The following is a 15,137-nucleotide window of genomic DNA, read 5'->3' on the forward strand; positions in this document are numbered from 1 at the left end:
CACCTTACTAAAACTGGACTTTTTGCGAGTACATTTTACGCTGTTGTGTACGGTGCGTACACATGGTATTATATTACATATAAGGAATGATAACATTCTTAAAGAAAGGGGTTTTCATATGCCTGCAAGAGTAGCTAAGACGATTCGATTACATCCAGATACATTGGATATGGCTCAGAAGTTAGCAAAGAAAAATTACGGCAAAGAGAACAAAATCGGATATGTAATGGATGATGCTATTAAGGAACTTTTTACGAATGGTACACGGCCAGGAGAAGCAAGCGCAATTTTATCTACTACAGAGGAAGTACTCATTGATCGACTGGACAGGAGAGTCAATTCCATCTTTGATAATGTCATCAATCGAATGGGGGATCTGTACGCCAGAACCTCACATGATGCAGCTGTAACATTTGTTATGATGGAAGATTTATTCCTAAAGACAGGAGGCACAAAGCAGGAAGTCGGAAAGTTGCGCGGTGATGCTCAAAGGATTATGGAGAAACGCCTGGAGAGTGCTGGAGCAATGGAAAAGGCTAAAGAAGAGTTTGAAGAACAGTTTTCTTCTGAGGAAGTGGAAAGGCTGAAAGAAGAGAATCAACAAATCAAACAGAAGGCTAACGACACTTTTAAAGAAATGAAAGCTGATTATAGGAAGTTAGAAGAAGATAAACGGCAATGTGAACAGGAAAAAGATCATCTTATCCAGTGGTATGAGGGCCTGGAGCAATACCTCAAAGACAATTACAGCCGACTAAAACCCAACACCTCATTAATCGAAGAATACAGACAAAACAATCCGGTGTCGTAAATGGCTGCTACTGTTGTAAAAATGCTCGGATACCTCAGCAACAATGGAACAGATAAGCCGATTCACAAGGCTAAAGAACATATCAAGTATATGGAGGTCAACCGGGAACACCATCGGAACAATCCAGACTTATTCAATCAAAAGGAGAACAACCTCACTAGGAAAGACTTTTTTAAATCACTGGAGAAGATGCCTAATCAGGGCATTATCATGCATAAGTTTGTCATTTCCCTTAGGGAAGATGACCGCGACAATCTGCAAATAGATTTGAAGGAACTAACCAGAGATACAATGGAACGTCTGCAGCTATCTATGGACCGTCGATTCGAATGGGTCGCTGCTATCCATGACGATGATGGACACCCTCATGTACATGTAGCTGTTAAAGGGCGTGATACCACTGGACGGCAGGTTTTCTTTGCTCAGAAAGATGTTAAGGATTTAAAACGCATGGCCCACCAGGAAAAGATCTTACAGGCTGAAAGAAATCCAGAAGTTAGCCGGGCTGCTGTTCGTCAATCGGAAAAGGAAGCTCAAAGGGAGGAACGAACAGAAAGGTCTAGAGGACGTGGAACAGGGTTGCTCAGTCAGATACAGGCTTTAATTAAACAGAATGAACGTAGACACTCAGCAGAAAGAAGCCAGGAAGAGAGGGAAATCGAACGCAGTAACAGAGGGGAAAGTCGATAAAACCCATCATTTCGGACATAAAAAGGAGGGTAAGTATGAGGAAAATTAAACTCATCATCATGTTTTTACTCATGGGTGCTGTATTGGATATTCTGCTCGTTGGAAGCCTGGCACACATGATTATTTTTTATCAGCAATATCAGTTTGAAGCCCCACCACATTTAATGGATTACTTTAAAAATCAACCAATGAACGCATTCACAAGTTTGTTTAACGGGGAAGCCTCCACTTATTTCATGCATCAGGTGTTACAGGGCATATACTGGATCGTTTTTCTGTTCCTGCTCATACGTGCATTTTTTGGTAAAGAACGCGAGTTTGCTAAAAGGAATGCAGATGATTACGGCTCTCATGGTACAGCACGATGGGCCACAGATAAGGAGTTACAACGCCTTTATAACGATAAGGGAATGATAGTAGGGGAACATAAGAAAAAGCCTCTCATACAGCCTGTAGACGGAGAAAACAACCATATGACGCTGGTATATGGGGGAAGTGGCTCAGGTAAAACAGCAGGATACTCTATTCCTAATATCCTTCATATCTCAAAGACTCTGCAAGAATCTTTTGTTATAACAGATCCAAAAGGTGACATTTACAAAGCCACTCGTAACCATTTAAAGCAACAGGGTTATGACGTTATAACAGTCAATCTAATTGATATGACGCGTTCACAAGGCTATAACCCTATGGATTATATCGACAAAGGAAACGACTCTATGTCACTTGCTACAACGATTATGAAAAACACTGGTGCAGAAGGAAAGTCTCAAGATTCTATGTGGGAACATGCAGAACACGCGTTATTGTCTGCTTTAATTCAATTTTTAAAGGAGACACGGCCAAAACATGAGCAACATTTAAAGAATGTTCTTCACCTGGGGAACATGATCAAACGTAGACCGAAAGACATTGATAAGATGTTTAACGATCTGTCCGATGATTCCACAGCCAGACACTTGTATAATATCTTTGCTAATTCAGAAGATAAAACACGTGCAGGGATTCTTATAGGCTTTGCTTCAAGGCTCAGACTATGGACATTAGAGGACGTAGCACAACTTACTTCTAAGAGTGACTTTAATATTCATCAGTTAGGACAAAAGAAAACAGCGCTTTTCATCCTTACACCAGATGGAGAATCCACTTATGACATGCTAACAGCTATGCTGATAGATCAGATATTCCAGGAGCTTATTAAACAGGCTGCACAGAATGATTCTAAACACTTAAATGTACCTGTCCGAATGATTTTAGATGAAGTGGCTAACATTGCTCCTATTAGTGATTTAAAAAAGCGTGTGGGTGTTATGAGGGCCCGCGGTGTACGGATAACCCTCATGTTTCAAGGGATACAGCAATTTAAGAACCGTTACGGGGAAGGCTCTGCTGCTGAAATCTCCGACAGCTGCGACAATGTCATTGTTATGGCGGCCAATGATCCAAGTTCCAGTGTACCTATTTCAAAGAAGATCGGAAATACAACACTCATGATTTCCTCGCAGTCCCGTTCATCCAATGGCCGGGGAGGATCTACCGGGGAGAGTTACAGCTTTACAGGCAGTAGTTTAATGAATCCTGATCAGATTGAAAACATGCCGAAAGATAAATGTATCCTATTTCAAAATGGCCGCCCTCCTGCTTATGTAAATAAATATTTCTACTTTAAACATGATTGGCAGATTGCAGAGCATGACTGGACGAAAGATTCTAAAAGATACTACGATCAGATAAGATTGTTTAACCCTCCCAAAGTTCAGAAGAAGAAAGAGCCGGAACCTGAGAAAGAAACAGAAGAAGAGGAAGTACTATTTAAAGATTGACTCTCCAAAAATGGAGGGTTATTTTTTTGTTAATGTCCGAAAACTTTTCATTTTCCGCGGGTTACAGTCCTTTTAATGCAGCATAGAGCCCTTTGTTTTACGCCTCTTTACCATCGTTTACTACGTTTTACTACATTTATTGTTATTGTCATTGAACCATAACCATATTATGAAATATAATGGAGTTGTAGAGTGGCGATTTTCTATTGTCGGTTTGGCAGTCGGCAGTACGCTTTTTAGCGTCCTGTTCATTAATAATGAATGGGAGATGGTAGCATTGAAATCAATCAAAGATCGTAACAGTTCAAAAAGGAGCAGCTGCAGCTAGTAGTTAATTGTCTCAAAATTGGTGTTTTGAAGGCAAAAAACTATCATCCTTAAGCGGCGCAACTAAAAAAAGAATAAGCGCCGGGGTTTGGTCGCCCTGGCGCTTTTCTTTTTGGCTTAAAGCCGTACAGTTTCACAGTCTCTCCGCTCTCAACGTTGCCCCCCGCGTTTAATTGGCAGTATAACGGGTTATTTATTTACAAGTCGGTCTCGAAAGTCTTAGGCGTTGGTCAGGCGCCGGACCCTTGGAGTATATTGAGCGGGCTTTCTGTTAATCCTATACATATTCAGTTGTTATTTTTTGTCGGCTTTTTTAATAGCCATTAGGTAAACGACGGGCATTGCCACGGCGTCCAGAGTCCCATTACAGAGCTCCCATACGGCAAGTACCGTATCCATGAGTAGAGTGGCGTTCTCTATCATTGGCGATCCTCTCCTTTCATTATGGTAGGGTGGCCTGCCTTCTCAAAGGTGGCGGATGCGGAGAGGAACCCGACTAAATTTATTTTAGCAGGTATTTCCTTTTTTGTGGGCTGTTTGTTGGAAAACGGTGGAAAAAAGGCATGCGATTTATAAAAGAAATATGCTTTTTAGAGTAGCTGTTAAGCTGCTCTTTTTTTTATGGCTGCAAAGATTCGTTATTGTATAATTTAGGAAAATAGGAAAGGAGGGGAAATTATGAAACTATCCATAGACTTTAAGAAAAAAAAGTATTTTATAGAGTGTGAGGAAAACAGAGAGCTTGTATTAATGGAATGGGCTCTCGAAAGACAAATAGAGGAATACAGGGAAATCACTAAAACCTATAAGAATATGTTAAATAATAACCAGCTTAATGATAAGAGCAGAGAAGATTTAGAAAGAATCGAAAAAGACCTCCCGCGATTGGAAAACATGCTTAAGGAGATCGGATCATATAGAGATTACTTAAGAGATTCCATAAAGTAAAATTAAAAAGAGCAGCTTAAAAGGCTGCTCTTTTTTTACGTCTTATAACAAAAAATATTCTTAATATGGGGTTCGGACAGCAAAACGTGTCTATCGTACGTTTCTCGCGTTTTTCTGGCTTTACCTCTTTATCACTTTATAGACCGTACTACGCGCAATTCCATATTCTTGAGCTATGTCTTTAGCTCGTTCCCCACCTTCATAAAGCTTCTGAATTTGTTGCTTCTGAGTCGCTTTTAATGGCGGACGGCCTCCTTTTCTCCCTTGTTGCCTTGCTGATTTTAAACCAGCTTTAGTTCGCTCTTGTATAAGATTACGTTCAAATTCTGAAAATACGGCAATCATTCCAAACATAGCTCTGCCAGCTGCGGTTGTTGTATCAATATTGTCGTTCAGGGAAGCAAAGTGTACGCCCCACTTATCCAACTTTTCTTTAATGTCGTATAATTGCTTTGTTGAACGTGCTAAACGATCCAATTTGTATACAACGAAAGTATCTCCCTCGCGCAAAGAATCAAAAGCCTTTTCCAGCTCCACTCGATATTCCTTTCCTCCACTTCTTTTCTCGTGAAACACATTCACTCTTTCATTTCGATCGGCAGCGTACTTTTCAATAGCTTCAATCTGAGAAGTAAGATCCTGATCCTCCGTAGAAACTCTGGCATATCCAATAATCATCTCGATCGTCTCCTTTCCATACGTTTTATATAATATTAGTGTAGACGGGTTTATAGACAAATTCAATTGCTATATTTCTTGTTTTTGTTACTTAATCGAAGTGTCCGTTATACGGTCGTTTTATAGACGAATAAAGTGCACAAAAAAAATTCCGATAAATGGTAATATATAAAAAAGGAGTATATCGTTTCCCCATGGCACTAATTTTCTTAGATATTACAAAAAGAAATCTATAAAGGTGGGATTCTTTGAACTTTCTAACAAAAGTAATAGTTGAAAATCCTGTTGATATACAAGCTTGTAAGGGTTTATGGAGGTGCATTTCTCCAGCTGATTGGTTAATGGTTGTTATGACTTCTCTTGCGATTGCTATCCCCCTCATTGCCACTATTGTTCTTGAAAAGAAAAAAAGTGAGAAAGAGAAGAAAGATCGAATTCAGAGCGAAAGAGCACCATTAAAAAAAGAGCTAGCTCTCCAGAAGCTAACGATGCAACAATTAATGAATAATTTTTCAATACTGTATGAAAAGGATTTGGAACAAATAAATTTTTTAAAAAAAATAAGTGATAACGAAACATATTTACATTACTTAAAACCAGTCTTCCATTATCATGAGAAAATTAGGACAGATGAGATTGACAGAATGAGGCTATTTTTTGCAGATCTGGTTGCAATGCAGGGGAAGATTAAATATAAATATGTTAAAAACGAAGGGGAACATAAAGGGGAAGAAGGGGTTGAACCTCTCCCAGCACATCAAGTTTATAGTCAGAGGGATTTTGGATCCCATTTAGCAGCTTCTAAGAAAGAATGGGACAAGATTCTAACTGATTATAAACTAAATAAAAATGAGACAATTTAGTGTCTTGAACAAGGTAAATAATCGGTGAAAATCTGATTGTCTACCTTGTTTTTTTGTCTAAAAATATATTGCTGATTAATTGGAATTTTCATGCGGAAAATTTTGTCTAAAGGAATCCGCCGGACTTATCACGAACTTATAACAATAAATATAACTACCATAAAAGGAGGTAAACCTGCTATGACAGATAATATAAATGATCCAGAGATAGCCGCATCAGCTGCAGAAGTATGTAAAACACTTGATATAAAAGACTCTACATTACGAAAATATGCACTCCTATTAAAAAAGCATGGTTATAACTTTAACCATGACAGCACTGGGAAAAGGTATTATTTAAATAATGATGTTATGCTATTACGTCGATTGAAACAATTAAAGAGCAACGGGGGTATGACATTAGAACAGGCCGCAGAAACAGTAATTAAATGGGCTAATGAAACGGTCATTAAAACACCTAAAGAGGATACAAATATCCGTTATAACAATGATATAAAAGATCTTAAGGAAACAGTAGCTGCGCAAAACGATTTATTAAAAGAATTATTTAACCGATTGGATCAACAGGACAAGAAAATAGACAAACGTTTTGACCAAATGAATCAATCTTTAGAGGAATATAATCGAGAAAGACAGGAACAATTTAGAAAAGAGTTAGAACAATATAGACTAGAGGCTCCAGCAGAGGCAGAGCAAATAGAGGATCAGCTAAACACAGAAATGAAAGTAGAGGCAAAGCAAACAGAGGAGGAAGCATCTGCAACCTCTGAAACGAAAAATAAAAAATCATGGATTTCACGTTTGTTTAAGGGATAGAAAAATGTGCCGCTGACTATTTTAACCAGTGGCACATCCAACAATTCTATAGTTCAAAATATTAAGCTGGTTACAAAGCTAATTATTAAAGGAAACAAAATCAATATAGTCGTTTGCAATATAATCTTCTTTTTCTGCTTGTCTCTGTTTATATGGTCATCAGCAATATCAAATTCAATACTAGGATATAACTTATACAATCTTGACCACAAAAAATGACCGAATAATTGTCCCATAAATAACGCTAAAAGTAATACAGCAAAGGCAATTCCGTTACTTCTTAAAATATCTTCTTCAAACACTCGTCTAAAGAATAAAAAATAAAATGCTAAACCTATAGACATACCAGAAAAGTTACTTATTACAGCCTGACGTTTGGTCTCCGATAGCCAATAGTTTTGATTGGGTACTACAGTTATGATTTCTTCAATTTGAGAAAATTTAGCATCAACCCAGTTTTTATCTTCACCTTCTACTATGTATTTGGCATATTTTAATTGAGTATCAAATGCTACATAGATCTGCTTTTTTAAATCAGAGTCTCTTAAAATAAACTGAATCGAATTTATTATCTTAGTTTCAGCCTCTTCAAATATAATAATTTCATCGCTCTCAACGGAAGTGCCGTTCGCAAAATCAATTTTAAAATTAAGTCTAACTCGCTCTTCTGATTCTTCAAAAATAATTTCTTTTTGAGCTTCTAAAATATAGCGTGCAATACTAAGAATGTCCTTTTTCTTAAAGACTTTAAAATCTACCTCTCCAGTCCTTTTCCTTTTCAAATATTACCACTCCTTTTAATCGTTATTGGTGCTCTTAATAGATTACCATAAAATTACATTTTCCATATTGCAAGTTCAAAACCTTTCAGCACTGCGGTTCGAAAAAGTCCAAACCCAGGACTTTTCCAAATCCTCATGCTATACGTCCCCCACCATTTAAATAAATCATCTGCATATATAAATAAGGTATATATCTTTTTTAAAAGTATCTCTGACCAATGGCTAAAAAAGTATAGTATTTCTATCTTTTTACTTGATTTTGACTTTTGGTTTTGGCAACCTCGGGCACCAGGATTGGAAACGGCTGGAAACGGCTGGAAGCAGTTTGCCCCCTTGTCGAATATAAGAGCAAACTGCTTGGCAAAAATCCTCGGTATACCGAGTTTTGGTGTCCGTTTGGTGTCCGTATGTATAGCACTTCAAAGTTTTGCTTATCGCTTGTGAGCTTATATACTGCACCATACCCTTAGCTTTGCTAGAAAGTTAATCTAGCGCATCTCACAACCCTCTATGCATCTAAGAGATACATAGACACATGGTGTCCAACCCTCCTTTTACTCTATGGGTTTTCTGGCACTCTAGGAATCTCCTAAGTGTTTTTTAAACCAATGGCGAAAAGGAACAAAACATACCGTTCCTGCCTGACTGATCGTGAAGTTCGATAGCCCGACACGCTGCACTTTTTGAAATTGGCTCCAGCTGACCTGTCATCTTTTTTAATATCGAAGAGTGTAAGTCCTACTTGCTCTCCGACAACGGCATAAAAAAACCGTTGCAAGCTAACACCTGCAACGGTTTCTTTCTAACAAATATTTTATGTAAGATATAGATATCCTAAATAATTCAAGAACACTTGAAATATTAGATAATATAGGATATCATTAACCTACATATTTGTTAAAAAGCTAACGTTGTCCTTTGGCGAGGGGTTAGCTATCTAAGAGAATCGTTGTTAGCGCAACGATTCTCTTTTTATATGTAATTGTTTTGGTTTCTATGTATCTAGTAATTTTTAGAAGTTATTCCAACTATACAGAAAATATATAATATTGTCTAGGTCTGCCAGAGAAAACCTCTTCACTCCAAGAAAACGGATACACAGTGCAGAGAATCGACCTGTGTTGCATCGAAAAATAATTTTGTGGGGTACAGCCCGTTCACTTCAACAGAGAGCTTATTTATTTCTTGATTTCTTCAGGGGAACTATCTTTTCTTTACAACTGGCAGCATATAGCAGCATCAAAAATAATGCTGCTATAACTCCTATATATTTTCATATGTTCACCCCTTTTTCATTGGAGAAAATCCATAGGATCTACTTTCTTTCCGTTTTGCTCAACTGTAAAGTGTAAATGTGGACCTGTAGAGCGTCCAGTAGAGCCTACACTACCGATTTCTTGACCTGCCTTAACCTTTACTCCTTGTGGCACATTCAGTGCGCTTAAATGTCCGTATATGGTCTGCAAACCATTCCCGTGGTCAATGTAAATGACTTTCCCATACCCTCCAGCATTACCTGACATAACAACTTTGCCTGGTGCAGCTGCAACCACTGGCTTTCCGTGTACTCCTGCTGCGGCAATGTCTATACCTCCATGATAAGCTGTGGTTCCATTGATAGGGTCTGGACGATTCCCAAACGGTGAGGTTATTTCTGTTGTGAAAGGAACAGGCCAGACAAACTCCCCACTACCATCTGTTACGCTGTCAGCCTCGACATAAAGCTCTGAATACTCCAATACCTTAGTTACATATTCATTCGAGTGATTATAAGCAAATACGGCTTCTTCAATCATTCCATCATCAGCACCATTGGACGCCAGATAAGAGGCTGCTGCAAAAATAGCATCTTCTGGATCTCTCGGATCTGCTTTGCCGTCTTCATTCCCATCAACCCCAAACCCTCCATATTCATTTATGACGGATAAATCAAGTAAGGTATTCCATCCGATATCTAAGTCACCTAAGCCACCACAGCCCGGGTACCCCCATCCTATCCATGAGCAGGGCATAAACTGCATGGCTCCTAAGGCTCCAGCATAGCTCTCGATGTTTCCCTCTCCGAAATTCGTTTCTACTTTGTGGTGAGCTGCTAACAGGTTCCAGGGGACATTGTATTTTTCCCCGGCTGCCTGGTAGATCGGCATGTATTTTTCGGGTATTTCATTCTTTGCTATTTTTGAAGGGCTTCCGGTGTTTACGTCTCCTCCACTTTCTGACGACAACGCCAATATAACAGCAGTAATAGGAATAACAATCAATAGAATCAATATTGCAGGGAGCCCTATTTTAAATAAAAGGGCGCCCATAGAGGTACCCCTTCTAATGACTGTATCTTCCATTAGTACCCCACCTTAAAGCCTGTGACCTTCCATTCATCGTCTTTAGCTACACTGACAAGATAAGAATCTTCCTCCGTGCGTTTCTCACCTTCTGAGTTGTAAACGTCCATAATAGCTATAACATTCCATTTCTTGCGTTCTGGTAAATTATCATCTACCGGGTAGATCTCCAATTCTTTCACAATGCGTTTATGTGAGGCTGCTGTGGGCCTTCTCGGAGAGTTTGAAAGCTTTGTATATAAATCTGCATCTGTAATCTCTTTAACGTGTGGCAGGTACTCCATAGGCTCTTTAGGGTTTAATGCTGCGTAATGCTTGATAAACTCATGAGCTAATTCCTTTGTTTCTTTGACGACTTCCGGGTCTTTATCTTCCTCATGGTCCACCACTTCTGGAGACTCTTCATTCACGTTTGTTTTAATGTCCGCAATGTTCTCTTTATTATCATTAGAGGCGTTTTCTGACTTTCCACCTGCTGTATAAATAACTGTGAAAATAACTAACCCTATCCCGACGATGAACGCTGCAATTAACTTCTTATTCAATTAGATCGCCTCCCTGATTCCGTTTCCGTAGGAGATTTTAAGATTCAATTCTTTTAGTTCCGTTTCATTGGCTACGGTTCGCATTTCCACACGTTTCTTTTTGACAATGTGGAGGCAGTACCCCTGCGGCTTATCTCCAGAAAGGATCTCTTCCTCTGAATCATTAAACGTTACAAGCTTTGTTTCCTTCATTTCTCGTACATCGTTCTCAGACAGCCTCATAAGTGTTTTAAACTGGCAGTTATTAATGACGGCTGTTCCATATTCCCCGACGGCTATAAAGTCGCTGACGTTTTGCGTAGCAACCGTAAGAAAGCCTTCATACTTCCTGATCCGTTTTCCCATGTTTCGGATAAACTCCATTGTTTGCGGGAATTTCTTATCTGCTAAGATCCATAATTCATCAGCAATTAAGCCAACGGGTTCATTTCTATCCCTTTTCACTTCTTCCCAGAGGTCTTTGAGAAGTAAATCCATCATCGGCTTTTTGACACCCTCTGATAATTCGTGAATGTCCAGAACGTTGATAGCCTCGTTTAAATCCCAATTCGTTTGACCGTTAAACATTCCAGAATAAACGCCTTCTATATAAGGTCTTAGAATTACTCTCACTCGCTTTAATTCGTCGTATTTATTCATTTGAGTGTTAAGATCGGTCAACGTAGGAAAAAGATCTGGAAGGGACTCTATGTGCTTCTTATGGTCAAGTCCAACCTCTTTATAAGCATCCTCAACAGATATAGATAAGAGGGCTAATTCTTCTGCTGACATATCAGGTACAATCCACTTAAAAAAGTCTACAACCTCGCTGATTTTCTTCGGCAGGTATGCGGAAATGTCGCCTGTTTCGTCCTCAACGTCAGAATCTAAAATAGCACTCCTGATATGGAATGGATTCGTTATAAACTTACTGCCAGGCTTAAAGATGATCTGATTCGCCCCGGGAATGGTGTGGTATTCTCTCTCAGGGTCTATAATGAATTGCCGTTTCGCTCTCCCTGCGTAATACTCCCTAAACACTTTCAATTTAACAGCAAAGCTTTTTCCTGAGCCTGATTCCCCTAAGATAGCTTCATTCCTGTTGTTAAACATGCGTTTATTCCAAGGGTCATAGGTGACAGGGGATTCAGATTTTACGTTGATTCCGTGCAATAACCCTGTATTGTAATTGAACTCAGAGGCGTTAAAAGGAAGCATGGCCCCTATTAATTCCGTATACATCGGCCAACCATAACGCATTTCAATATTTGTGTTTTTATAGCCAATCGGCAGCATGTACCACAAGCAATGAGGGTTATTCTTGATTTTATTGGCTTTCATGCGGTTACTTTTGATATTCGTTTCAAATCGGTTGCATAGAGAGTGTAAATCCTCTTTATCATTGGCTTTCACTCCAAAAATGAAGGTTACTTTAAATAAGTTTTCGCTGTCGTCGCTGATACGGTCTAAAAGGCGTTTTGAACTTTTTATCTGGTCTTCGTAACGTTGTTTTACAGACTCTGCCTTTGTCTCTGCAATTCGTCTTTCTAATTCTCGAATTTGACTGTTGATTCTATCCATTTGATCATTCTTAGAAACCACTTGCAGGGAAACCGATACATCAACGTTAACCCTAGCTGTTAGTATGGGGTCCATCCAAGCTTCACCGATCTCTTTCGGGAAGTAGGAGACTGAATAAAAGGAATAATGCAGATCGTCTATTTCCAGTGTGGTCCCTGTTGAAACGTCTGGAGGCTGCCATGCTGTGAGGTCCATTCCTTCCTCATACGGCTGTTGTCTATGGCTATTAGGAGTCAGACGATTGTAAATGATAGCCTTAACTTTTTCCTCGGACAGTCGGCCAATCTTTAGTCCTGCCTTCTCTAAATGCTCTACAACGTTTGTCATAAGGTCTAATAACTCAGCTGTTGCATCGTGATGTTTCTTTTCCTTCGATTCAAGAACTAAGTAGAAATTATGAGTGTTTCTGGCTTTGACTGCATAATCCTGGAGAAACCTTTTCTTCCCTTCAATCATCGAGTTTTTATAGTCTGCAATGGCTGTTTTATTGCCATTAGCCTGTTTTTCCTCTAGTTCTTGAATGTATTGCGAAATATCCACCTCATCAGAGGTGATAAGCATTTGACAACGTTCACCAGGATTTAAAGCATTTAATGCTGATTGTGTGTGCTTAATGGCCTTACGGATCTCCTTTTCCCCCATCATGTTTACATTTAGAGGGTCTATAACCTTTAATACAGTTTTAAACTTACCGTCAGATGTGCGAATGATTTCAGAATCAAATTCTTCTATAGGAATATTGAAAAACTTCTTTTTAAACTTAGCTTTCTTGCTTGCCTTTGATAAAAGTCCGAATGGCTGTTTTCTCATTGTGATCCTCTCCCCATTTAGGTGTTATTTTCCTTGCTTTTTGATTGCTATACGCCTGGAATATCAACTCCACTTTAGGAAGCCCTGTCTTTTCATCAACTTCAAAAGTCGCCTTAATAAAGAAGTAAACAAACACCGCAGCACCTATAGTTAAAATCGGATTCGCTGTAAACAGATAGACAATGGATGAAAGGATCAGGCTGCATGCTATTGTCCATCCCCATCCTTTAGCACTAAGTCCCAGGAATGAAGGAATAGACCGAACATTCCGGGGGATTTCATATTTAAACATTTTTATCGCCTCACCAATTTATAAAGAATCATCTTAGCAGCACCACTTGCCCCAGAACTTACCCCGGCAGGAATGATGATATTTTTCAGGTAAACTGTTCCAAAGATGCCGATTCCAAAGAAGGCCGTAGAAACTAACAAGCCCCAGAAACCCCCGTAACTCGCAACACCCATACCTACCAACAAACAAACCATTTGAAACGGTTGTGTCATAATAACAGCTATCATGCTTACAAAAAACTGCTTCACTATGCCTGGATTAATCGGATAGGCCGCCATAACAAGAGGGGAAATGATAACTCCTATTCCAAATAAAGCAACGCGGATACCACCAGAAATGGCTAATCCCATCCAAGCAAAGCCCCAAACAATGAAAAGTAATAACATGTGAAGCCCTATAGCTGCTACCTCTGTTCCTGCACTGAAAGACATGAAAAAATCATCTGCTGACTGATACTCGATGTTAAAGTCTGCCACCCATTTCGTTATATCCGCAATAGCCACGCTGATTTTTTGAGCTAATAGGGGTGAGCTGGCAATGAGGCCGGCTGCAATCGCTGTATCTCCCAAGATCTTTGCATAGTTCACATCTTCTGATTCGACCGTTTCACTATACATAGCTTGTAAAATGCGTTGATAAAGGAAGATCATAAGCATGGTTCCTGCTATGCCTTGCATTCCTAAAATCAAATCATCTACTTGCGGAAACCTTTCAGATAAATCAAAAGGGGATGTAATCACATCCCCGACAAGTTCAATCCCTCCGTTAACCATGTCAGTTGCTAACTGGTTAAGCCACTCTCTTATAAATTCTTGCGCGTCTTCTAACGGATTCCAGAAATTCATGTTTTCACCTCGATTTTAAAAGTAGCTCATTAGCTGAGAGCCGATCCAAGGCGCAGTACCAATTACAGCAGCACCAATCAAAACTTTAACTGCTTTTGACTTAATGCTCCTTGTTTCATGGGGATCATCCGTTCCAGATAATTTGAAACCTATGATAATTGCCTGGACGATCAAGAATGGAACAATCAGCATAAGTGCCCAACCTGCAATATCATCAAGTAGTCTTTCCAAGCCTTCAATAATAGGCATGTGTGAATCCCTCCTGTTTTGTTATACCTATATCTTACGAATGTTAACATTCGTTGTCAATAGGAATCATAACATTCTTTAGGAAAAATTTGAAAAATAAAAAAGCCGATGCGCGAAGCACCGACTTATTAACGTTTATAAGGTTTTCTGTCTCTTAATTCCCAATCCAATTCAATGAGTATGTTCTCCCATTGTTCTCGGGTGGCCATCCAATAATTGCCGTATTTTTTAGGGTAGGACAATCCGGCTTTGTTCGCTTCTTGAGCTAACCTGGTACCCCATGAGGCAGTTTTACCCTTTTCTTTAGCGAACGATGCACCGTTTAAAAGTTCATCCTCCATATTTGTTACCTCCGTTACGAATTATAACTTTCCTTACTGTCATAATACAGGGGCTTCCTTACCATGTCAATACGCACCATGAGTGGGTTTAATGTCTCAAAAAGTTGCATTGCAGAAATTAAATTCCCCCACTTCTCAGCGATTTATGCCGTAGTCTTTTTGTGATGGAGAACCCTTCAAGCACACTGGAAAAAGTTGCCCCGGAGGGTGTTCTTTACCCGATGGGGTTGCTTTTGGAAGTTTGAAGGGTGCAGGTTCCATCACCAAAAGGAAACGGAATAAAATAGCGTCTTAGTTGCTCTATTTTGGGATTTAAAACGGCGCGAATGCGTAACCCCTCCAAAGATCAAAACAACGTTGCCCCGCCTCTATTGGAGGGAGGAGGCAGGTTAAAGTAAGTGTACGACTTGCCGTC

The 15,137-nt window shown here is 39.4% G+C and carries 16 protein-coding genes; 6 read left to right on the forward strand and 10 right to left on the reverse strand.

Annotated elements, in window-relative coordinates:
- Positions 1-118 precede the first annotated feature (118 nt).
- Genes B7E06_RS00005 through B7E06_RS00015 form a run of 3 tightly spaced genes read left to right on the forward strand, consistent with a single transcriptional unit; the run spans position 119 to position 3,324 of the window.
- Entirely contained in the window at positions 119-811 is a 693-nt protein-coding gene (locus tag B7E06_RS00005) for a hypothetical protein (protein WP_082231914.1), read from the forward strand.
- Complete coding sequence (locus tag B7E06_RS00010) at positions 812-1,501, forward strand: relaxase/mobilization nuclease domain-containing protein (RefSeq protein ID WP_082231915.1); 690 nt, start codon at positions 812-814, stop codon at positions 1,499-1,501.
- A gap of 35 nt (positions 1,502-1,536) precedes the next feature.
- Entirely contained in the window at positions 1,537-3,324 is a 1,788-nt protein-coding gene (locus B7E06_RS00015) for a VirD4-like conjugal transfer protein, CD1115 family (RefSeq protein WP_082231916.1), read from the forward strand.
- A 621-nt stretch (positions 3,325-3,945) separates the two neighbouring features.
- Here B7E06_RS00015 and B7E06_RS22175 read toward each other — a convergent pair.
- Positions 3,946-4,074: a hypothetical protein gene (locus B7E06_RS22175; RefSeq protein WP_281249022.1), complete on the reverse strand. Its 129-nt coding sequence runs from the start codon at positions 4,072-4,074 to the stop codon at positions 3,946-3,948.
- A gap of 255 nt (positions 4,075-4,329) precedes the next feature.
- Here B7E06_RS22175 and B7E06_RS00020 point away from each other — a divergent pair, with 255 nt between their 5' ends.
- A complete protein-coding gene (locus B7E06_RS00020) occupies positions 4,330-4,599 on the forward strand; it encodes a hypothetical protein (RefSeq protein ID WP_082231917.1) in 270 nt (89 codons plus the stop codon).
- A 120-nt stretch (positions 4,600-4,719) separates the two neighbouring features.
- On the opposite strand, the gene B7E06_RS00025 is transcribed toward B7E06_RS00020, so the two are convergent.
- The gene (locus B7E06_RS00025; protein ID WP_082231918.1) at positions 4,720-5,277 is read right to left on the reverse strand and encodes a recombinase family protein; all 558 of its coding nucleotides are present in this window, start codon (positions 5,275-5,277) and stop codon (positions 4,720-4,722) included.
- 248 nt (positions 5,278-5,525) lie between these two features.
- On the opposite strand from B7E06_RS00025, the gene B7E06_RS00030 reads away from it, so the two are divergent.
- Both B7E06_RS00030 and B7E06_RS00035 read left to right on the forward strand, forming a co-directional pair.
- Positions 5,526-6,140: a hypothetical protein gene (locus B7E06_RS00030; protein ID WP_082231919.1), complete on the forward strand. Its 615-nt coding sequence runs from the start codon at positions 5,526-5,528 to the stop codon at positions 6,138-6,140.
- Positions 6,141-6,320: 180 nt separating this feature from the next.
- Positions 6,321-6,956, forward strand: a complete 636-nt coding sequence (locus B7E06_RS00035) for a MerR family transcriptional regulator (RefSeq protein WP_179133901.1) — start codon at positions 6,321-6,323, stop codon at positions 6,954-6,956.
- Between the two features lie 53 nt (positions 6,957-7,009).
- On the opposite strand, the gene B7E06_RS00040 is transcribed toward B7E06_RS00035, so the two are convergent.
- The 8 genes from B7E06_RS00040 to B7E06_RS00080 all read right to left on the reverse strand — a co-directional run bounded on the left by B7E06_RS00040 (position 7,010) and on the right by B7E06_RS00080 (position 14,722).
- Positions 7,010-7,738 (reverse strand): hypothetical protein, encoded by a 729-nt coding sequence (locus tag B7E06_RS00040; protein ID WP_082231921.1) that lies wholly within the window; start codon positions 7,736-7,738, stop codon positions 7,010-7,012.
- A gap of 1,292 nt (positions 7,739-9,030) precedes the next feature.
- Complete coding sequence (locus B7E06_RS00050) at positions 9,031-10,080, reverse strand: peptidoglycan DD-metalloendopeptidase family protein (RefSeq protein WP_082231923.1); 1,050 nt, start codon at positions 10,078-10,080, stop codon at positions 9,031-9,033.
- Entirely contained in the window at positions 10,080-10,625 is a 546-nt protein-coding gene (locus B7E06_RS00055) for a hypothetical protein (protein ID WP_082231924.1), read from the reverse strand. Before B7E06_RS00055 ends, B7E06_RS00050 begins: the two co-directional genes overlap by 1 nt.
- Positions 10,626-12,995: a VirB4 family type IV secretion system protein gene (locus B7E06_RS00060; protein WP_082231925.1), complete on the reverse strand. Its 2,370-nt coding sequence runs from the start codon at positions 12,993-12,995 to the stop codon at positions 10,626-10,628.
- A complete protein-coding gene (locus tag B7E06_RS00065; protein WP_082231926.1) occupies positions 12,946-13,287 on the reverse strand; it encodes a hypothetical protein in 342 nt (113 codons plus the stop codon). Before B7E06_RS00065 ends, B7E06_RS00060 begins: the two co-directional genes overlap by 50 nt.
- A 2-nt stretch (positions 13,288-13,289) precedes the next feature.
- On the reverse strand, positions 13,290-14,132 hold the full coding sequence (locus B7E06_RS00070; RefSeq protein ID WP_082231927.1) for a hypothetical protein: 843 nt from the start codon (positions 14,130-14,132) through the stop codon (positions 13,290-13,292).
- Between the two features lie 15 nt (positions 14,133-14,147).
- Entirely contained in the window at positions 14,148-14,381 is a 234-nt protein-coding gene (locus B7E06_RS00075) for a pilin (protein ID WP_082231928.1), read from the reverse strand.
- Positions 14,382-14,509: 128 nt separating this feature from the next.
- Positions 14,510-14,722, reverse strand: a complete 213-nt coding sequence (locus B7E06_RS00080; protein ID WP_082231929.1) for a hypothetical protein — start codon at positions 14,720-14,722, stop codon at positions 14,510-14,512.
- Positions 14,723-15,137 lie beyond the last annotated feature (415 nt).

Source organism: Halobacillus massiliensis (genome assembly GCF_900166625.1).
GTDB classification, from domain to species: Bacteria; Bacillota; Bacilli; order Bacillales; family Halobacillaceae; genus Halobacillus_A; species Halobacillus_A massiliensis.